Consider the following 19,381-nt stretch of genomic DNA (forward strand, 5'->3'; position numbering starts at 1 on the left):
CTCGCCCGATGAGCCCGAAGCCGCGCAGCCGCTTTACCCTGCGACGCAAATTCCTGCTGGGCTTCGTCGTGCTGTTGCTTGGTGCGATCGCCTGGCTGCACTTCACCGGTGCCGCCGGCACCAGCGGCATTGCCAGCCAGGACATGGACTGGGACGGCGACGGCGCCGTCACCCGACACGAAGTGCTGCAGTCGCTGTATGCCGTGGTCGTCGAGAAAACCACGCAGGGGCAGCGCGAATGTCGCGCCTACACCTGGCGCCGCGACGGCGGCACCATCCGCGTCGACTGCAGGACGACGCCGGCGTCCGCCGCAGATACCAAGAAAGACGCCGGCAAATAAGCCGGGAAACAAGAAAGCCCCGCTGCGGCGGGGCTTTCCGTTGGGTCGCGTGGTGCCGGTTGTGCAGCGGCTCAGCGCACCGCCTGCACCTTGAGGTCGATCGCGTCCTGGCCCTTGTCGCGCTGCAGGATGCGCGCCGGCACCGGCATGCCGTCGACCACCCAGGCGATGGTCTGTTTGTTGCCGTTGGTGCTGACCACCTTGGTTGCCTGCTGTGGCTTGCCGGCGACGGTGATCTGCTCCTTGCCGGCGACGGCGTAGCTCAGCTGCTTGACGCGGCCGTCCTCGACCATGCGGTAGTTCAGCGGCTTGCCGGCGGCGACGTCGCGCACCAGCGCCAGGTTGATCAGCAGCGCGTCCATGTCGCCGGCCTGCAGCTTGATCGGGCCGGCGCGGTCGGGCTTGACGTCGCCGGACCAGCTGGCCACGCCGCGGGCCCAGTCGTAGGTGGCATTCTTGTTCTGCTTCTTGGTCAGCACCTTGGAGCTGTCGTTGCCGGACAGCGGTCGCCACTGGCCGCCCTTTTCCTCGAACACGGTCGACTGCTGCAGTTCGGCCAGTGGGCTGGACACGGCGAGGCTGTACTTCCAGCGGTTGGCGCCGTCGGCGACCAGGGTCATGCGGCCGTTGCCCTGCATGCCCATGTAGCTGGCCTGGTAGTCGGCGGAAAACGGCTTGACCGCCAGCGCCGGTGCGCTGATCGCGGCCAGCAGCAGGGCGAGGGCAGCACGCGCGCGGATCGGGGAGGTATTGGCCATCACTGGGCTCCTTTGTAGTCGACCAGTCGCAGGTCGAACGTGTCTTCACCGTTGTCGCGTTGCAGGATCCGCACCGGCGTCGGCACGCCGTCGACCACCCACACTACGGTCTCGTCGTTGCCGCCGCTCTGCACGCGGCTGACCCGCATCGCACTGAAACTCATGCCGTCGACGACCGTGCCCTCCAGCTCGGGAGCGACGGCGTACTGGTAGTCGCGCGCGCGGCCGTTGTCGACGAAGCGGTAGTGCAGGGTCTGGCCGGGCTGGGCGTCGCGCACGATCGCCAGGTTGATCAGCAGCCCGCTCATGTCGCCGTCCTTCAGCGGCACCGGCGAACGGCGGTTCTTCTTGACGTCGCCGGTCCAGCGCGCGGTACGCGTGGACCAGTCGTAGGTGCCGGTCATCTCCTTGCCCATGAACACGGCCTTGCGCACCGTGCTCTGGCTCAGTGGCCGGTAGGCATTGCCGACGGTGTCGAACACCGTGCTCTGCTGGGCGTTGACGCCGGCCAGCCCGACCAGGCCGCGGGTGCCGCGCATGCCCAGGTCGACGCGCCAGCGCGTGCCATCGCCGTGGACCACCTGCATGGTGGCCTCGCCGAGGACCTTGCCGTCCTTGAAGACCTGGTAATTGGCGACGAAGGGCTCCAGGGCCGCCGCCGGGGCGGCAAAGGCCGCGCCGAGCAAGAAGACGCCCATGACCGGGAAAACCTGCTTCATCGAACCTCGACTGCGCAACGGAAGGTGTGAACCGGCATGTTAAGCCGAAGCAGCGCCGTCGTCGGCCTGCAGATCACCGGCGGAATCTAAGCGCAGCGGGGTAAATAACGGATGACCGTCGGCCATGACCGTTGCACCGCGTTCAGCCAGGCGGCCGGAAACGGCCAGGCGAAGGGTCGCGATCAGCAGCGGGTGCTCCACGGCCAGCACCCGCGCCGCCAGGGATTCGGCATCGTCACCGGCCAACACCGGCACGACCGCCTGTGCAATCACCGCGCCGGCATCGAGTTCGGGAGTGACGAAATGAACGCTGGCGCCGTGCTCGCGCTCGCCCGCCGCCAAGGCGCGTGCATGCGTGCGCAGGCCGCGGAACCTGGGCAGCAGCGACGGGTGGATGTTGAGCAGGCGTCCGCGCAGGCCGGCGATGAAGGCCTCGCCAAGGATGCGCATGTAGCCGGCGCAGAGCACCCAGTCCGGTTGCCGCTCGGCCACCGCCGCGGCCAGAACGGCGTCGAACGCGTCGCGATCGGCGTAATCCCGGGCGTCGGCGCTCCAGCGCAGGGCCGCCGGCACGCGTTGCAGCGCCGGTGCCCCGGGCTTGTCGGAAAACACCCCGACGATCTCGGCGTCGAGTTGCCCGGCCGCGATCGCATCGAGCACCGCCTGCAGGTTGCTGCCGCGGCCCGAGGCCAGCACCGCGATGCGCCGCATCGGCTCAGCCAATGCGGACGCGTTCGTTGTCGGCGCGCTTGACCACCTGGCCGATCGCGCGGTGCGCCAGGCCGAGGCGGTCGAGGTCGGCGTTGACCGCGGTGACATCGTTCGGCGACACCACCAGCACGAAGCCGACGCCGCAGTTGAAGGTGCGCCACATCTCGTCGTTCGGTACCGCGCCTTCGCGCTGCAGCCAGTCGAACACGGGCGGCAGCACGATTGCCGACGCCTCGATGTCGAGGCCGAGGCCGTCCGGGATCACGCGGATGATGTTCTCGGTGAGACCGCCGCCGGTGATGTGGGCCATGGCACTGATTCCACCCTGTGCGCCATCGTGCTTGCCGAGCAATTCCAGGATCGGCTTCACGTACAGCGCGGTCGGGGCCATCAGGGCGTCGATCAGCTTGGTGCCTCCGACCTCGACATCGGCCGGGCGGCCGGCGCGGTCGTAGATGCGGCGGATCAGCGAATAGCCGTTGGAGTGCGGGCCGCTGGAGGCGATGCCGATCAGCACGTCGCCGGCGCGTACCTTGGCGCCGTCGAGCAGCTTGGATTTCTCCACCGCCGCCACGCAGAAGCCGGCCAGGTCGTACTCGCCCGGCGGGTACATGTCCGGCATCTCGGCGGTTTCACCACCGATCAGCGCGCAACCCGACAGTTCGCAACCCTTGGCGATGCCGCCGACCACGGCCACGGTGGTGTCGACATCGAGCTTGCCGGTGGCGAAGTAGTCGAGGAAGAACAGCGGCTCGGCGCCCTGCACCAACACGTCGTTGACGCACATGCCGACCAGGTCGATGCCGATGGTGTCGTGACGGTTGAGCTGCTGCGCCAGCTTGAGCTTGGTGCCGACACCGTCGGTGCCGGAGACCAGCACCGGTTCCTTGTACTTGTTGGACAGGTCGAACAGCGCGCCGAACCCGCCCAGCCCGCCCATCACCTCGGGACGGAAGCTGCGCTTGACCAGCGGCTTGATGCGCTCGACGACTTCGTTGCCGGCGTCGATATCGACCCCTGCGTCACGGTAGGTCAGCGGAGTGGGGGCAGAGGGGGTGGGAGCGGTCACGGCGGCCTCGGCGGTCGCGGAAGGAGTGAGTCGGCGATTTTACCAGCCGCAGCGGTCGCGAATGGACGTGCCGACGCCACTACGGCACCATTTCGCCCATTACGCATCTCCAGGGACAGCGATGGTTCGGGCAATCCGCACGAGAACACTGCACTCCAAGCTCTGCGCGCTGGGCCTGTTGGCGCTGCTGTGGGTGAGCTTTGCGGCCCCCGCGCAGCGCGTCGAGGGCGACCGGGCCAAGGCCGAGGGCATCTATTCGGCTGAAGTCCAGGTCAATGGCCAGGGCGAGGGTGAGCGCAACGGCGCGTTCGCGCGGGCGCTGGCGCAGGTGTTGGGCAAGCTGTCGGGCGACCGCGGCGCCGCCTCGCGCCCGGGTGTCGGCCAGGAGCTGCGCCGCGCCAAGGACTACGTCGAGGGCTACGACTACCGCCAGGACGAAGGCCTCGGCGCTGGCGGCGCGCCGAGCTTCCGCACCACGCTGGTGGTGCGTTTCGACGAGGAGGGCGTCAACGGCCTGGCCTCGACCCTGGGCATTCCGGTGTGGCCGCAACCGCGGCCCAAGCCGGTGCTGTGGCTGGCCATCGACGACGGCAGCGGCCCGCGCCTGGTCGGTTTGCCGCAGGTCAACGCGGCGCGCGCGGCGCTCAATCGTGCGGTCGAGCGCGGCTACAAGCTGGGTCTGCCGACCGGCAATGCCGCCGAACAGGCCGCGGTCGGGGCGATCTGGCGCGGCGACAGCGCCGCGGTCGCGCGCGCCTCGTCGCGCTACAGCCCGCCGATGCAGCTGATCGGCAAGCTCTACCGGGACAAGGCCGGCTGGAAAGGCGACTGGACCTTCGTCGACGGCGGCAAGGTGCTGTCGAGCTGGTCCAACACCGGTGCCGATGCGCGCCTGGTGATGGCCTCCGGTGCCGACGGCGCCGCCGATGCGCTGACCCGGCGCTACGCCAAGCGCAGTGCCGCCGGCCCGGCTGGCAGCTACCGCGTCACTGTCACCGGCATCGACAGCAGCGATGACTTCATCCGCCTGGCCGGTTACCTGCAGAAGCTGGCCGTGGTGCGCAAGGTCACGCCGGTGCGGGCGACGCCGCAAGGCCTCGAATACGAACTGGACCTGATCAGCGGTCTGGCCGGTTTCAACCGCATGGTCAGCGGCGGCAACGTCCTGGAGCCGCTGGAGGGCCTGGAAGGCCAGCCACCGGTGTATGTGCTGCACTGATGGAGACAAGAATGGATTCGTTGGACGAGATCGCGCGCTTCCTGCGTCGGTTGCAATGGGCTGCGCTCGGGCTCGGTGCCTGCTGGCTGCTGTGGCTGCTGGCGCCCATCCTGACCCCGTTCGTGGTGGCCTTGCTGCTGGGTTGGCTCGGCGATCCGCTGGTCGACCGCCTGCAGCGCTCCGGTCGCTCACGCAACGTCGCGGTGACCCTGGTGTTCACCCTGATGGCGATGCTGGTGTTGCTGGCACTGGCGGTGCTGGTGCCGCTGATCGAGCGCCAGATCTCGACCCTGGTGACGTCGCTGCCGCGATATCGCGACTGGCTCATGGGCACCGCGTTGCCTTGGGTCGAGATGCGCACCGGCTACGAGATCACCAACTGGCTTGACCTCAACCATCTGGTGCAACTGGTGCGCGACAACTGGGAGCGTGCCGGCGGCTTCGCCACCACGTTGCTCGGCTACCTGTCGCGCTCCAGCTTCGCGGTGATCGGCCTGGTTGCCAATGTCGCCCTGTTGCCGGTGATCGCGTTCTTCTTCCTGCGCGACTGGGACCTGATCGTCGAGCGCGTGGCTTCCCTGATCCCGCGCGATCACCTGCCCACGGCCAGCCTGCTGGCGCGCGAATCCAGCGACGTGCTTGGTGCGTTCCTGCGCGGCCAGTTCCTGGTGATGCTGGTGCTGGGCGTGATGTACGGCCTCGGCCTGTGGGCGGTCGGGCTCGACCTGGGCATCCTGATCGGCCTGATCGCCGGCCTGCTGACCTTCGTGCCGTACCTCGGCCCGGCCAGCGGCATCATCCTGGGCGTGATCGCCGCGCTGGTGCAGTACGGCGACTGGCAACACGTCGCCGGAGTGCTGGTGGTGTTCGGCGTCGGCCAGGTCATCGAGAGCTACGTGCTGACGCCCAAGCTGGTCGGAGACCGCATCGGCCTGCACCCGGTGGCGGTGATCTTCGCGGTGCTGGCCGGCGGCCAACTGTTCGGCTTCCTCGGCATGCTGTTGGCGTTGCCGGTGGCGGCGGTGGCCAACGTGCTGCTGCGCTATGCACAGGAGCGCTACCGCCACAGCAGGCTCTACGTCGGCGAGCATCCCGGAGCGCCTGATCCGCTGGCCGATCCGCATCTGGCGCCGCCGGTGGAGCCCAAGTCGGAGTGAGGTTGCAGTGAGTGTTCCGCAGCTGCCGCTGTCACTGCGTTATCCGCCGGACCAGCGACTCGATACCTTTGTCGGCGCGCCGCCCGGCGCGCTCGCGCAATTGCGTGCGCTGGCGACGCGGTCCGGTGGCGACAACGTGTACCTGGCCGGTCCGGCCGGCGTCGGCAAGACCCATCTGCTGCTGGCGACCTGCGCCGCGGCCGAGTCCGCCGGCCGGCGTGCCGCCTACTTGCCACTGATCGCGGCGGCGGGGCGTCTGCGCGAAGCCCTGGAGGCGCTGGAAGGCAACGATCTGCTCGCACTCGACGGCCTCGATGCGATTGCCGGTGACCGCGAGGACGAGGTCGCGTTGTTCGACGCCCACAACCGCGCCCGCCAGGCCGGCGCTACCCTGGTCTACGCGGCGCGGGATATTCCCGACGCGATCGGCCTGGGCCTGCCCGACCTGCGCTCGCGCCTGGGGCAGTGCACGCGCATCACGTTGCTCGCGCTCGACGACGACGGTCGCGGCGAAGTGCTGCGCCAACGGGCGCAGCGACGCGGGCTGATTCTCGAAGCGGCCGCACTGGATTGGCTGCTCAGGCGCGTCGATCGCGACCTGGCCGGCCTCACTGCGTTGCTCGACCAGCTCGATCGCGCCTCTCTGGCGGCGCAGCGGCGGATCACGGTGCCATTCCTGCGACAGACGCTTGGCGCGGACTGAACGGGTGCGCGGCACGCACGTTTACGGACAGAAGTAAAAGCAGAGCCTGTTTTCGCGGGAATGACGTTCGATGTTCTGGGAAGTCGACGAAACCCGTTGCTGGAGTCGTCGGATCGTTCAGGACTGGGAATCGCGCAGCTCCGCATCCAGCGTCGCCAACCGCTGCGGCGTGCCGACGTCGGTCCAGCGGCCGCGGTGGTGCTCGCCGGTGATGCGGTCGTCGGGCATCAACGCCTTGAGGATCGGCGCGAGCCGGAAACGCGGCGGATCGCCGTTGGCACCGGGCTCCTCCCCGGCGATGTCGCGCCAGTGCGCCAGCAGCTGCGGTCGGTAGACGCCGAGTCCGGCGTAGGTCAGCCGGTTCGCACCGTCGGCGCGCACGTAACCGTCGCCATCCAGCGCGAAGTCGCCGTGGGTAGCGTGCTCGGGGCGGTCGACCATGACCAGGTGCGCCAGACCCTCGGGCTCGTGCGGCAGTCGCGCGAAGTCGTAGTCGGTCCAGATATCGCCGTTGACCAGCAGAAACGGGTCCGGACCCAGCAGCGGCAGCGCGTGCAGCATGCCGCCGCCGGTTTCCAGCGGCGTCGGCCCCTCGAAGGAGTAGTGCAGGCGCAGTCCCCACGGTGCGCCGTCGCCGAGGGTCTGCGGAAACTGCTCGGCCAGCCAGCTGGTGTTGATCACGACCTCGTGCACGCCGAGCGCGGCCAGTTTTTCCAGGTGCCAGACGATCAGCGGCTTGCCGCCGGCGACCAGCAACGGCTTGGGGGTGTGATGGGTCAACGGTCGCATGCGCTCGCCGAGGCCGGCGGCGAAGATCAGGGCTTTCAAACGAGACTCCGATGGTTGTCTGCGGCTGTCACCCCGAGCGCAGCGAGGGGCGATGAGGCCCGCTTGCGAGCCACTGCCTCGCGGGCTGAAGAGCGCCCTTGTGCTATGCGCAAGGGCCGGGAGTATCGCAACAAAAGCAGGTCCCTCACTGTGTTCGGGACGGCAAGACAAGGATCGCCGGGCGGATGCGCGCATCGAGCAGATCGCGCAACGGTGACAGCTCCGGGTAGCGCGGCAGCATTTCGTCCAGGTAGGCGATGAAGCGCGGTGCGTCGGGCAGGTACTTGGACTTGCCGTCGCGGTAGTGCAGGCGCGCGAAGATTCCGAGGATCTTCAGGTGGCGCTGCACGCCGAGCCAGTCGGCATCGCGGCGGAATGCGTCCAGCGGTGGCACCGGTAGGCCGGCCGCCGCGGCGCGCGCGTGGTAACGCGCCAGCCAGCTGTCGACGCGCGCCAGCGGCCAGCTCAGGAACGCGTCCTTGAACAGGCTGATCGGGTCGTAGGCGATCGGACCGATCACGCAGTCCTGGAAATCGAGTACCGCCGGGCCGTCGGCAACATGCCCGCCTGGAGCCGGCATCAGGTTGCGCGGCATGAAGTCGCGGTGGGTCAGCACACGCGGCTGCGCCAGCGCGTTGTCCATCAGCCGGCGCTGCACCAGTTGCAGCTGTTCGGCTTCCTCGCAATCCAGCGCCAGGCCGAGGTGGCGGCGCAGGAACCATTCCTCGAACACACCGGCGTCGCGCTGCAGCAGGGCCTCACCGAATTCGCCCATGCCGGGCGGTGGCGCGATTGCCTGCAGGCGCAGCAGCTGTTCGATCGCGGCATCGAAATGCGCGTCGGCGTTGTCGGCGTCGAGGATCTGGGCGAGCGTCGGGCCGCCGAGGTCTTCGAGCAGTAGAAATCCGGCCTCGACGTCCTGCACCAGCACCTGCGGCACGCGCACGCCGCCTTTATCCAGTAATTCGTGCATGCGCAGCCACGGCCGCACGTCCTCCAGGTCCGGCGGCGAATCCATGACGATCACGCTGGCGGGCGTCGGGCCGCCTGCGGCGGGGTGCGCGCGCCAGTAGCTGCGGAAACCGGCATCGACGGACGCACGCTGCAATTGCAACGCGGCATCACCGGTTGCGGCGCACGCCCAGGCCAGGCGCGCGGCGTCGCGGTCGATGGATTCAACGGGGTGGGGCATGCAGTCTCCGCGCGGCGTCGGCCGCAGGCGCACAGGGTAGCGGCCCGGTGCGCGTCGGGGAATGCAGGGTGCGGAGTGTCGGAACGCCGTCAGTCCGGTCGGCCCGGACTGACGGGAATTGTTCAGGCGGCGACGGCTTCGCGCTCCAGCGACGCCAGCCATTCGTCGTCGGAGCCGTCGGCCACGCCCTCGAACAGGAACGTCGACAGGTAGCGCTCGCCGGTGTCGGGCAGCACCGCCAGCAGCACCGAGCCTTCCGGCGCGCGCTCGGCCACATTCAGCGCCGCGGCCACGGTGGCGCCAGCGGAAATGCCGACAAACACGCCTTCCTCGGCGGCCAGCCGGCGCGCGGTGTCGCGCGCGAGCACGTCATCGACCGGCAGCACCTCGTCGGCGATGGTGCGGCTGAGCACGGCCGGCAGGAAGTCCGGGGTCCAGCCCTGGATCTTGTGCGGCTGCCACTCCTTGCCCGACAGCAGTGCGGCGCCGGCCGGCTCGCTGGCGATGACCTTGAGGTCGGGGCGGGCGAGCTTGAGCACCTCGCCGGCCCCCGTAATCGTGCCGCCGGTGCCCCAGCCGCTGACGAAGTAGTCCAGGCGTTTGCCGGCGAAGTCGCGCAGGATTTCCGGGCCGGTGGTGCTGCGGTGATAGGCCGGATTGGCCTCGTTCTCGAATTGGCGAGCGAGGAACCAGCCGTGCTTCCCGGCCAGCTCGGCCGCCTTGCGCACCATGCCGCTGCCACGCTCGGCGGCTGGGGTCAGGATCACCTTGGCGCCGTACGCGCGCATCAGCTTGCGGCGCTCGACCGAGAACGTTTCGGTCATCACCGCGACGAACGGATAACCGCGTGCGGCGGCGACCAGCGCCAGGGCGATGCCGGTGTTGCCGGAGGTCGCTTCTACTATGGTCTGGCCGGGCTTGAGCAGGCCGCGGCGTTCGGCATCGAGCACGATCGCCAGCGCCAGACGGTCCTTGACCGAACCGCCAGGGTTGAACGCCTCGACCTTGGCGTAGAGCGTGACGTGCGCCGGTGCGATGCGGTGGAGTTTGACGATTGGCGTACTGCCGATGGTGTCGAGGATGCTGTCGTAGAGGGCCATGGTCGTACTCCGGGTCGGAATGGCTGGGTGTATGTCGTCATCCCCGCGAAGGCGGGGACGAGGTACCGCTGCTTGCGAGCCATAGGCTCGCGCGGCGCAGAGCGCCATTGGGCTGTGCCCGATGGCCGGGGATCGGAGATCCAGCGTCTGGGCGGCTAACCAAAGGCGCTGGGTTCCCGCCTTCGCGGGAATGACACGGTCTGGGAGGTGGTGGCAGTCGATACGTCATGCCGCTTCGGCCAGCGTCGTCGCTGCACCCAGCGGCTTGTCGCCGAACCAATGCAGTGTCTCCGCCAACGCCGCCACCTCGCCGACGATCAACAGTGCCGGCGACTGCACCGCGTGCACCCGCGCGCGTTCGCCCAGCTGCGCCAGCGTGCCAGTGATGACGCGCTGCTGCGCACGCGAGCCGTTCTCGACCAGCGCGAACGGTGTCGACGCGGCGCGGCCGTGCGCGATCAGCTTCGCGCTCAATGCGTCCAGCCCGGCCACGCCCATGTAGAACGCCAGCGTCTGCCGTTCGGCGGCAAGCGCGCGCCAGTCGAGCGTGTCGGACGAGTCCTTGCAGTGCGCGGTGACGAAACGCACCGACTGCGCGTGCTCGCGGTGGGTCAGCGGCACGCCGGCGTAGGCGGCGCAGGCCACCGCGGCGGTGATGCCGGGCACCACCTCGTAGCCGATGCCGTGTGCATGCAGCACTTCCAGCTCCTCGCCACCGCGGCCGAACACGAACGGGTCGCCGCCCTTGAGCCGCACCACGCGCTTGCCGGCGCGGGCGTGTTCGAGCATCAGCGCGTGGATCTGCGCCTGCGTGGTGTGGTGGTCCGATACCTGGTTGGAGCCAGCGACCTGCTTGCCGACCGCGATGCGCTGCGCGTCGCGGCGCACGAGCTGCAGCACCTCGGCGCTGACCAGGCGGTCGTGCAGGATCACGTCGGCCTCGTTGAGCACGCGCAGGGCGCGCAGGGTCAGCAGGCCGGGATCGCCCGGGCCGGCACCGACCAGCGCGACCGAGCCCGGCGCCGGCGCCGCGCCGTCGTCGGCCAGCGCCACGGCGAGGGCGCGCTCTGCCGCCAGCGTCTGGCCCTGTCGCAGCAACTGCGGCAGCGGGCCGGCGAGCAGGCGTTCGAAGAAACGCCGGCGCTCGCCGAGTTGCGGATAGCGCTGGCGGATGCGTTTGCGCTCGCGGGTGAGCAGCTCGGCCAGGGCGCCGAGCGATTCGTCGAGCTGTACTTCCAGTTGCTCGCGCAGGTGCCGTGCCAGCATCGGCGCGCCGCCGCCGCTGGAAATGGCGATCTGCAGCGGGCCGCGCTCGATCCGCGCCGGCACGTGGATGCTGGAGGCCTGCGCGTCGTCGACGACATTGATCCACACCCGCCGTGCCTCGCCGGCGACGGCGACAGCGCGGTTGATGGCCTCGTCGTCGGTGGCGGCGATGGCCAGCCAGACGTCGTCGAGCCAGTGCGGCTCGAATCCACCGTCGAGGTGCTCGACCCGGCCGGCTTCGACCAATCGCGCCAGCTCCGGATTCAGCCGCGGCGCCCCGACGCGGACCTGGGCCCCGGCTTCCAGCAGCGCCGCGACCTTGCGCTGCGCCACGCCGCCGCCGCCGACCACCAGCACGGCGCGGCCGCGCAGGTCGGCGAAGACGGGGAACAGGGGACTTGCAGCCGGCGGGCTGGCCATGGCGTGTGAACGTGGGTGTCGGGCGGTACCGTGAACCTAGCGAGCGGCCGGCGGCCACGGAAATGACGCCCCCGCCTGGCGATATGCCCGATAGGAATGACGTGGCGCCGGGCTGGACACGGCGGCGATGGCGGGGTAGTTTTCATCCATCCCTTTATTCGTATTGAGCGATATATATGAAGCGCGCCTGTTGCCGGATGCCGCTGAACCCGGCCGTCCACATCCGCACGCCCGCATCGCCATCGCCACGGATCGTCCCGCCATGACCCTTACCCAACTGCGCTACCTGGTCGCGATCGCCGACTCCGGGCTCAACATCACCCTGGCCGCCGAGCGCGTGCACGCGACCCAGCCGGGCCTGTCCAAGCAGCTCAAGCAGCTCGAGGACGAGCTCGGCTTCCAGTTGTTCACCCGCAAGGGCCGCAGCCTGGAAGCGGTCGCGCCGGCCGGCGAGCGCGTGCTCGCGCATGCGCGCCGCATCCTCGACGAGGCCAGCAACATCCGCGCCTATGCCGCCAACGAGCGCGGCCAGCACAGCGGCCGGCTGGTCCTGGCCACCACCCACACCCAGGCGCGTTACGTGCTGCCGACGGTGATCGCCGCGGTCAAGCGCGACTTCCCGCAGGTCAGCGTGCACCTGCAGGCCGCGGCCGACGGCGAGGTGCTGGAGCAACTGGTCCACGGCCACGCCGACCTTGCCGTGATCAGCACCGCCGGCGCCGCGCCCGAAGGCGGTGTCGCGGTGCCGCTGTACCGCTGGCGTCGCATCGTGCTGGTGCCGCGTTCGCACCCGCTGGCGTCGCTGGATCGCGCGCCGACCCTGGCCGAACTCGCCGCGCAGCCGCTGGTCAGCTACGAGTCCTCGACCCGCGCCGAGTCCTCGCTGCGCCGCGCCTTCCTCGCCGGCGGCGTCGAGCCGCAGCTGGCGATGACCGCGCGTGATGCCGACCTGATCAAGACCTACGTGCGCGCCGGCCTCGGCGTCGGCGTGCTCGCCGAGATGGCGGTCGGTATCCGCGACGACGACCTCAAGGCGTTGCCGGCACCGGCCGCGTTGCCCGAGTGCATCACCTGGGCGGTGATCCCGCGTGCGCGGGTGCTGCGCGAGTACGCACTGGCGTTGCTGCACGGCATCGCGCCGCAGCTGGACCGACGCGACCTGCGCCGCGTGCTGGAAGGCAACCTCGAGGCGAGCTGGCCGCCGGCGCCGAGCTGGCATGAGCTGAGCCAGCCGATCACGACGTGAGCGCCGCCGCTCAATCCTTCGGCAGCACCAGCAACCAGTCGACAAATGCCTGTGCGGCGGGCCGCAGGCGGCGGTGCGCCGGGTACACCGCGTAATAGCCCCAGCGGGCGGTCAGGGCCGGGCCTGGCAGGCGTAGCAAGCGGCCGTCGGCGAGGTAAGGCACGACGATGCGCGCGCGCGCCAGGGCGACGCCGAGGCCGTGCGCGGCCGCGTTCATCGCATCGGTGGTGTCGCTGAAGCTGTGGCGCTCGTCGAGTCGCGCGCCGTGCACGTTGGCGGCGCGGAACCAGTCGTGCCAGCCCTGGCGCGCGTGGTCGGAGATCAGCGGCAGGCGCGCGATGTGCGCGGCCTCGGTGATGTCGCGCACACCGGGGTATGACGGCGAGATCACCGGGAACAGGGCGTCGTCCATCAGGAAGTGTGCGGTCAGTCCCGGCCAATGCCCCGGGCCGTGGCGGATGCCCAGGTCGGGGCCGCCCTCGTCGAAACGGGTCAGGGCGATCTCGGTGTCGACGCTCAGCCGCAGCTGCGGGTGCGTCGCGGTGAAGTCGGGCAGGCGCGGCAGCAGCCAGGTGTAGGCCAGCGAGTGCAGGGTGGTGACACGCACGCGGTCGTTGTCCTCGCGCGCGGCGTGCAGGCTGCGCAGCACGCCATCGACATCGGCCAGCGCGCTGCCGGCGGCGTCCGCCAGTTGCCGGCCTTCGGCGGTGAGCGCGACGCCGCGGGCGTGACGCTGGAACAGGGCCACGCCCAGGCGCGCCTCGAGCTTGCGCACGTGGTGGCTGACCGCGCTGGCGGTCAGGTGCAGTTCTTCCGCCGCGTGGGCGAAGTTCTGGTGGCGGGCGGCGGATTCGAACGCCGTCAGTGCCGGGAGCCAGTCCGCGCGCAGGGCCATGTCGAGCCTCAAATCTGGTTTGTGCCTGTCAGCGAAAGTATGCGCTTGTCTGGGCTGCAGGCGACCCCAGAATGTGCATCTGGCAAAAGCCAGATTGTCGAAAGCGGCCGGTCGCCGCGGAGGAGTGGGGCGATGGGGCAATGGCAAGGCACGAAGGAGCTGTCTGCGGTGCAGGCGCTGCCGGTCGACGAATGGTCGCCGATCCAGGTCGGTCAGGGCTGCACGCGCCGCGACCTGCCGTCGGTGCGCGGTGTGCGCGTCTGGGTCGTCGACATGGCGCCCGGTGCGCAGTGGCCGAGCATCGATCACCACGAAACCGGCGAGTCGTACTACGTCATCAGCGGTGAGGTGATCGAGGGCGACGCCCGCTACGGCGCCGGCACCTACGTCTCCTTCGCCCCCGACAGCCGCCACCAGCCACGCACCGAAACCGGCGTGCGGCTGATCGGCCTCAACCTGGGCACCGCGGCCTTTCTCGCCGCCGGCGGCAGCTCTGAATCGATCACGCACTGCTACCACCCCACCCAGGGCTGACCCGACGCCGGGTTGGTTCGACATCCTCCCCCACGAGGTTCCAATGAACAGTGTTGCCAGCGCCACCCTTTCCGACACGCGCGAGCGCGGCTGGATGACCCCGCTCGAACTGGCCGTGCTCGGCGCCATCTGGGGCGCCTCGTTTCTGTTCATGCGGGTATCGGCCCGCGACTTCGGCGCGATCCCGCTGGTCGAGGTGCGGCTGGCGCTGGGCTCGCTGGTGCTGCTGCCGTTCCTGTGGCGTGCGCGCGCGCAGTTTCCGGCCAGGCTGTGGCCGAAGATCGCGCTGATCGGCGCGATCAATTCGGCGGTGCCGTTCGTATTGTTCGCCTGGGCCGCGCAACGTGCGCCGGCCGGCATCGGTGCGATCGCCAATGCGATGACGGTGCTGTTCACCGCGCTGGTCGGCTTCCTGTTCTTCGGCGAGAAGATCGGCGCACGCCGCGCGATCGCGTTGCTGGCCGGCTTTGCCGGCGTGGTGGTGCTGGCCAGCGGCAAGACCGCCGGTGCCAGCGTCGGCTGGGCAGTGGCGGCGGGTGCGGCGGCCGCGTTCCTGTACGGCATCGGCATCAACCTGGTGCGCCGTCACCTGACCGGCCTGCCGCCGGCGGCGGTGGCCTCGGCCACGCTGGGTACCTCGGCCTTGCTGACACTGCCGTTCGCGCTGGCGAACTGGCCGACGCAGGCGATCCCCGCTGCATCGTGGTTCTCCGCGGCGATGCTCGGGGTGCTCTGCACCGGCCTGGCCTTCGTCATGTACTACCGCCTGATCGCCCGCATTGGCGCCAGTCGTGCTTCGACCGTGACCTACCTGGTCCCGGTGTTCGGCGTGGCCTGGGCCTGGATGCTGCTGGACGAGCCGTTGACGCTGACGATGGGCATTGCCGGCGCGCTGATCCTCGGCAGCGTCGCGTTGAGCCAGCGAGTGGGAAAGTAAGCCATGGACGATGAGGCCGCAGTGCAGAAGCGCGTCGTCTTCGACTTCGAGATCGAGTTCAGCAACGGCGGCGGCCTGAAAGGCCGGGACTTCCGCCTCGACCTGCATCCCGATGAGCGCGGGGGCGACGACATCGACGATGCCGCGCTCGCGGCTTACATCGTCCGTGACCTGCGCCTGTTGATGGTTGGCCAGGTGCGCATCGACAACAAACGCATCATCGTCGAGGCGCACAAGCGCCCGCGCATCGAACCGATCGCGTTTGATGACGAGGTGGCAGCGCTGCTGGTGGCCGCCGACCTGCCGGTCGCCGATCTTGGCGGGACGGCCTCGCCGGCGCACCTGTTCGGCCTGCGCCGCAACGGCGTGCTGGTCGGCGTGGTCGGTCTCGAGCATTACGGGCGTGTCGCGCTGCTGCGCTCGCTGGCGGTGGCCGGTGCACGTCGCCATGGCGGTAGCGGCGGCGAGCTGCTGCGCCATGCCGAGAACTGGGCGGCGCGTTCGGGCGTGCAGCAGTTGTACCTGCTGACCACGACGGCGGCGGGTTTCTTCGCCCGTCACGGCTATCGCGACTGCATGCGTGACGCGGCGCCGGAGGCGATTGCCGCCACCGCGCAATTCGCCGGACTGTGCCCGGCGTCATCGGCGTTCATGCACAGGACGCTGGTTACGAGCGATCCGGGCGCTGCTGATCAGATTCGCGGTCAGGCTCCGGCAGAGGTCCGGTAGTGCTCCGCCATGTGCTCCACGAAGGCCCGGACCTTGAGCGACAAATGTCTTGAATGCGGGTACACGGCGTAATAGTGGCGTGCGCCCAACGTGTGGCTCGGCAGTATCCGGATCAATCGGCCGCGCGCGAGATCGGTTTCCACCGTCTTGAGGGTGAAGGCGGCGATGCCCAGGCCGGCCATCACAGCCGCATGCAGGGCCACGATCGTGTCGACCTTGAGCCACGTGTTGATCGCGATGCGTACCGAGTCGCCACGCGCCGGAACGAGGGTGAGTTCGCGCGCGGCATTACGCGTCGAATAGTTAAGGAAACGATGCCGGCCAAGCTCGGACGCCCTGCGCGGAAGCCCGTGCCGGGTTATGTAGGCGGGCGCTGCGACCAGGACCAGGTCCGACACCGCGAGCGTCCTGGTGACCAGCGAGGTATCTGCCAATGGTTCGCTGATGCGCAGGGCGACATCGAACCGGTTGCCGATCAGGTCGACGAAACGGTCATCGCAGGACAGATCGATGCGAACGTCCGGATAGCGCTTCTGGAACGCGGGAAGCCAGTTCTCGAGTTCCAGTGTGCCAATCGCCAAGGGAGCACTGATCCGCAAGATCCCGCTCGGCTGCTTGCCTTCTTCGGCGATGGCGTACATGGCGTGGTCGACGCGATCGAGTATCTCCACGAACAAGGCAAGGCAACGCTCGCCGGTGCCGGTCAGTGTCAGGTTGCGCGTGTTGCGGTTGATCAGGCGCGCACCGAGCTCCGTCTCCAACTGCTTGATCTGACGGGACACCGACGAGTGGGTGGTGTCCAGGCGTTCGGCGGCGGCGGAAAAGCCATTGGCCTCCACCACCGCCCGAAACGCCCGCATGGCCTGAAGTTTGTCCATGCAGCCTCAGCGCCAGTGCACGCCGCGCAGGGCGAATGAGGTGGGGTTATCGCAGCGGCAGCGACACGATCTGCGAAACAGTAAGCACATCGCCAAAGGTGTCCTCGATCTCCGCAAGGGAGGATCGGTGCAGTGTGTCCTGGTCAATGGTATCGCCATTCGCGCGGGTGATGGTGCGGGTAGCCGATGCATCGGATGCGACGATCACCTGCAAGCCATTGGGCACGGCGTCGCGGGCGGCGCCGGCCACGCAGGCATGTGTCATCAGCCCGGCGATGATCACCGTCTTGATATGGACGGTCTTGAGTTGCTCGGCCAGATCGGTGCCGGCGAACACGCTGACTGTCTGCTTCTGTACCACGGCATCGCCCGGCCGCGGTTGCATGTCTGGATGAAACTTTACCGTCTCGCCGTCGATTGCAAATACCGGCGAGCCGGCCGGCGCCACGTGCTGCACGTGATACACGGGGATGTCGGCCTTGTCCGCGAATGTAATCAGACGTCGGGTGTTGGCCAGTGCAGCAGCGCCATCCGAAATCGGCATCGCACCGGTGAAGTACTCGTTCTGGAAATCAATCACGATGAGCGCGGTCGCCTTCGGGTCGATGTGATCGGCTATAACGGCGCCCGCCATCGAACGGATGGTCGGGTGTGGGCCAGACGTGCTGGCGCCAGCGATGCTGGTTGCGGTGATGGCAAGCGCGGCAATGAGACTGGGGACGATCTTCATGATGCAGCTCTCTGCAGTAGTGTCGGGGCGCGCAGGATAGGAGGCCGGTCGTGCACGAACCACGCCGGAGCGGTTACAGGTCCTGTGCGCGAATCGCACAGACGCCTGCTGCGGATGTGCCGATAAGCGAACAGACTGTCCCGGCCCGTGCCCCCACGCGGAGTTCGCCCATGAACATTGTCCTGATTGGCGCCACCGGCGTTGTCGGCTCGGCCTGCTCAACGAAGGCCGTCGGCGCCGACGGCGACGCGCTCGAAACAGTCGGGTGACGGCTCAGCCGCTCAGCCGTTGGATCAGCGCCATCGCCGCGGCCGGGTTGCGCTCCTTCGCGGCGCTGATGAAATAGACGAACACGTCGCGGTGCGCAGCCGTCGGCATGGCCGGCGGCGCCAGCCGGGACAGGTCGTCGGGCTCGCCACCGTGCGCCCAGAGCTTGGCGCGTGCGACCCATTGCGCCAGGGCATCGCCGCTGTAGCCGGTCGCGATAGTGCTGTGTGAGCGCATCAGCCGCGCATAGACGAAGTCGGCGGTGACATCGGCGAACGACGGGTAGTCCATCGAGTCAGTGAACACCGTGGCCATGCCGTGCTGGCGCGCGAGCGCGAGGTAGTCGGCATCGACGAAGGCCGGGTCGCGCACGTCCAGCACATGGCGCTGGACGCGAGCATCCAGCGTCTTCGGCAATAGATCCAGGAACGCGGAGAAATCGTCGCGGTCAATCCGTAGGCCGGCATCGAACTGCCACACGATCGGCCCAAGGCGATCGCCGAGCGCGGCGATGCCGCCGAGAAAATCGTCGACCTGGCCGCCGGTTTTGGCAAGCGAGCGCGACTGCATGATCCGCATCGGCGCCTTGGCCGAGAACACGAAACCGGCCGGAGTCTCCGCGGCCCACTTGGCGTAGGTGGCCGGCTTCTGCGCGCCGTAGTAGGTGCCGTTGATCTCGATGCTGGTGAGCTGACGGCTGGCGAACTCCAGCTCGCGCCGCTGTACCAGGCCCTTGGGGTAGAAGTTGTCGCGCCACGGCGCGTAAGTCCAACCGCCGATGCCGACGCGGATGCCGTCAATGGGCTGGGGAGCATTGGAGAACAGGTCCATCGATCAGTCCTTTGTGCTTCCCTTTGTTTACGGAAACCCGATGCGCGGCACAACCAGTCGATCATGGCGGGGCATCGCGGTGGCTCAGGGTCGGGATCACGGTGCTGCCCTGCCGTGGTGAGCTGCAGGCATGGCAGTGTCCTGCGGCGGGAGCGGTGCAAGAATAACGTGGTCAGGTTAAGACGCAGTCGCTGCGGCACAATGGCCCGTAGCTACCAGAGGAAGACGGACATGGCGCATTACACCGGCGGTTGTCATTGCGGACGCGTGGCTTTCGAGGTTGATGGCGAGATCGAGCAGGTGCTCGACTGCAATTGTTCGCTGTGCCTCAAGCGTGGCGGCCTGCTGTGGTTCGTGCCACGCGAGGCATTCACGCTGAAGACGCCGGAGTCGAACCACGGCACCTACCGCTTCAACACGCACCGGCTTGCACACCATTTCTGCCCCGAGTGCGGCGTCGCCTCCTTCAGCGAGGGCAGCAAGCCCGACGGTTCGCCGATGGTCGCGATCAACGTGCGCAGCCTCGACGGCATCGATCTTGGCACGTTGCAGGTGGTGCCATTCGATGGACGCAGCAGGTAACTCGATCGCTCTCTCCGTCATTCCCGCATAGGCGGGGATCCAGAGGCTTTGCTTCTCTCGCGAGCGACAGCAACGCTCCTGGATCCCCGCCTTAGCGGGGTGACGCAGTAGCAAAGGCACTGGATCTGACGATCCCCGGCCATCACGCATGGCGCGATGGCGCTCAGTGCCGCGCGAGCCAATGGCTCGCAAAGCGGCTCTTCGCCCCCCGCCTTAGCGGGGGGATGACGATCTGACAAAGCCACGCGCCTTGTGCGTGGGTCAGATCG

General features: G+C 68.6%; 21 protein-coding genes. 9 read left to right on the forward strand and 12 right to left on the reverse strand.

Annotation, left to right across the window (positions count from 1 at the left end; translation table 11 throughout):
- Positions 1-8 precede the first annotated feature (8 nt).
- The gene (locus ACFOLC_RS08380; RefSeq protein ID WP_386758788.1) at positions 9-341 is read left to right on the forward strand and encodes a hypothetical protein; all 333 of its coding nucleotides are present in this window, start codon (positions 9-11) and stop codon (positions 339-341) included.
- Between the two features lie 71 nt (positions 342-412).
- On the opposite strand, the gene ACFOLC_RS08385 is transcribed toward ACFOLC_RS08380, so the two are convergent.
- The 4 genes from ACFOLC_RS08385 to purM are packed head-to-tail and all read right to left on the reverse strand — an operon-like array spanning position 413 to position 3,598.
- Positions 413-1,099, reverse strand: a complete 687-nt coding sequence (locus ACFOLC_RS08385) for a DUF3108 domain-containing protein (RefSeq protein ID WP_386758789.1) — start codon at positions 1,097-1,099, stop codon at positions 413-415.
- Positions 1,099-1,818 carry a DUF3108 domain-containing protein gene (locus tag ACFOLC_RS08390; RefSeq protein ID WP_386758790.1) on the reverse strand — a complete coding sequence of 240 codons (720 nt, stop codon included), beginning with the start codon at positions 1,816-1,818 and terminating at the stop codon, positions 1,099-1,101. The genes ACFOLC_RS08385 and ACFOLC_RS08390 overlap by 1 nt, the downstream gene beginning before the upstream one ends.
- A 39-nt stretch (positions 1,819-1,857) precedes the next feature.
- Positions 1,858-2,529, reverse strand: a complete 672-nt coding sequence (gene purN / locus ACFOLC_RS08395) for a phosphoribosylglycinamide formyltransferase (RefSeq protein WP_386758791.1) — start codon at positions 2,527-2,529, stop codon at positions 1,858-1,860.
- Positions 2,530-2,533: 4 nt separating this feature from the next.
- Positions 2,534-3,598, reverse strand: a complete 1,065-nt coding sequence (gene purM / locus ACFOLC_RS08400) for a phosphoribosylformylglycinamidine cyclo-ligase (RefSeq protein ID WP_386758792.1) — start codon at positions 3,596-3,598, stop codon at positions 2,534-2,536.
- Positions 3,599-3,719: 121 nt separating this feature from the next.
- On the opposite strand from purM, the gene ACFOLC_RS08405 reads away from it, so the two are divergent.
- The 3 genes from ACFOLC_RS08405 to hda are packed head-to-tail and all read left to right on the forward strand — an operon-like array spanning position 3,720 to position 6,677.
- Positions 3,720-4,817: a DUF2066 domain-containing protein gene (locus ACFOLC_RS08405; protein WP_386758793.1), complete on the forward strand. Its 1,098-nt coding sequence runs from the start codon at positions 3,720-3,722 to the stop codon at positions 4,815-4,817.
- Positions 4,818-4,828: 11 nt separating this feature from the next.
- Positions 4,829-5,974 (forward strand): AI-2E family transporter, encoded by a 1,146-nt coding sequence (locus ACFOLC_RS08410; RefSeq protein WP_386758794.1) that lies wholly within the window; start codon positions 4,829-4,831, stop codon positions 5,972-5,974.
- 7 nt (positions 5,975-5,981) lie between these two features.
- Positions 5,982-6,677, forward strand: coding sequence for a DnaA regulatory inactivator Hda (gene hda, locus ACFOLC_RS08415; protein ID WP_386758795.1), 696 nt, complete (start codon positions 5,982-5,984; stop codon positions 6,675-6,677).
- Positions 6,678-6,794: 117 nt separating this feature from the next.
- On the opposite strand, the gene murU is transcribed toward hda, so the two are convergent.
- The 4 genes from murU to cysG all read right to left on the reverse strand — a co-directional run bounded on the left by murU (position 6,795) and on the right by cysG (position 11,483).
- Entirely contained in the window at positions 6,795-7,505 is a 711-nt protein-coding gene (gene murU / locus ACFOLC_RS08420) for an N-acetylmuramate alpha-1-phosphate uridylyltransferase MurU (protein ID WP_386758796.1), read from the reverse strand.
- Positions 7,506-7,650: 145 nt separating this feature from the next.
- A complete protein-coding gene (locus ACFOLC_RS08425) occupies positions 7,651-8,697 on the reverse strand; it encodes an aminoglycoside phosphotransferase family protein (RefSeq protein WP_386758797.1) in 1,047 nt (348 codons plus the stop codon).
- A 122-nt stretch (positions 8,698-8,819) separates the two neighbouring features.
- Positions 8,820-9,797 (reverse strand): cysteine synthase A, encoded by a 978-nt coding sequence (gene cysK, locus ACFOLC_RS08430; protein ID WP_386758798.1) that lies wholly within the window; start codon positions 9,795-9,797, stop codon positions 8,820-8,822.
- 225 nt (positions 9,798-10,022) lie between these two features.
- Entirely contained in the window at positions 10,023-11,483 is a 1,461-nt protein-coding gene (cysG, locus tag ACFOLC_RS08435; RefSeq protein WP_386758799.1) for a siroheme synthase CysG, read from the reverse strand.
- Between the two features lie 262 nt (positions 11,484-11,745).
- Between cysG and ACFOLC_RS08440 the strand changes: the two genes are divergently transcribed.
- Positions 11,746-12,729, forward strand: a complete 984-nt coding sequence (locus ACFOLC_RS08440) for a LysR family transcriptional regulator (RefSeq protein ID WP_386758800.1) — start codon at positions 11,746-11,748, stop codon at positions 12,727-12,729.
- Between the two features lie 10 nt (positions 12,730-12,739).
- Here the strand turns inward: ACFOLC_RS08440 and ACFOLC_RS08445 are convergent, their stop codons facing one another.
- Positions 12,740-13,624, reverse strand: coding sequence for a LysR substrate-binding domain-containing protein (locus ACFOLC_RS08445; RefSeq protein WP_386758801.1), 885 nt, complete (start codon positions 13,622-13,624; stop codon positions 12,740-12,742).
- Between the two features lie 132 nt (positions 13,625-13,756).
- On the opposite strand from ACFOLC_RS08445, the gene ACFOLC_RS08450 reads away from it, so the two are divergent.
- The 3 genes from ACFOLC_RS08450 to arsN2 are packed head-to-tail and all read left to right on the forward strand — an operon-like array spanning position 13,757 to position 15,824.
- Positions 13,757-14,158 (forward strand): cupin domain-containing protein, encoded by a 402-nt coding sequence (locus ACFOLC_RS08450; protein ID WP_386758802.1) that lies wholly within the window; start codon positions 13,757-13,759, stop codon positions 14,156-14,158.
- Positions 14,159-14,201: 43 nt separating this feature from the next.
- Complete coding sequence (locus ACFOLC_RS08455; protein ID WP_386758803.1) at positions 14,202-15,095, forward strand: DMT family transporter; 894 nt, start codon at positions 14,202-14,204, stop codon at positions 15,093-15,095.
- Positions 15,096-15,098: 3 nt separating this feature from the next.
- Positions 15,099-15,824, forward strand: coding sequence for an arsenic resistance N-acetyltransferase ArsN2 (gene arsN2, locus ACFOLC_RS08460; protein WP_386758804.1), 726 nt, complete (start codon positions 15,099-15,101; stop codon positions 15,822-15,824).
- Here the strand turns inward: arsN2 and ACFOLC_RS08465 are convergent.
- The 3 genes from ACFOLC_RS08465 to ACFOLC_RS08475 form a co-directional block, all read right to left on the reverse strand.
- Positions 15,800-16,702 (reverse strand): LysR family transcriptional regulator, encoded by a 903-nt coding sequence (locus tag ACFOLC_RS08465; RefSeq protein ID WP_386758805.1) that lies wholly within the window; start codon positions 16,700-16,702, stop codon positions 15,800-15,802. The genes arsN2 and ACFOLC_RS08465 overlap by 25 nt on opposite strands.
- A 46-nt stretch (positions 16,703-16,748) precedes the next feature.
- Positions 16,749-17,432 carry a cysteine hydrolase family protein gene (locus ACFOLC_RS08470; protein ID WP_386758806.1) on the reverse strand — a complete coding sequence of 228 codons (684 nt, stop codon included), beginning with the start codon at positions 17,430-17,432 and terminating at the stop codon, positions 16,749-16,751.
- Between the two features lie 273 nt (positions 17,433-17,705).
- A complete protein-coding gene (locus ACFOLC_RS08475; RefSeq protein WP_386758807.1) occupies positions 17,706-18,530 on the reverse strand; it encodes a DUF72 domain-containing protein in 825 nt (274 codons plus the stop codon).
- Between the two features lie 231 nt (positions 18,531-18,761).
- On the opposite strand from ACFOLC_RS08475, the gene ACFOLC_RS08480 reads away from it, so the two are divergent.
- Positions 18,762-19,112: a GFA family protein gene (locus ACFOLC_RS08480; protein WP_386758808.1), complete on the forward strand. Its 351-nt coding sequence runs from the start codon at positions 18,762-18,764 to the stop codon at positions 19,110-19,112.
- Positions 19,113-19,381: the final 269 nt, after the last annotated feature.

It is taken from the genome of Lysobacter cavernae, from assembly GCF_042648505.1.
Taxonomy (GTDB): domain Bacteria; phylum Pseudomonadota; class Gammaproteobacteria; order Xanthomonadales; family Xanthomonadaceae; genus Lysobacter_L; species Lysobacter_L cavernae.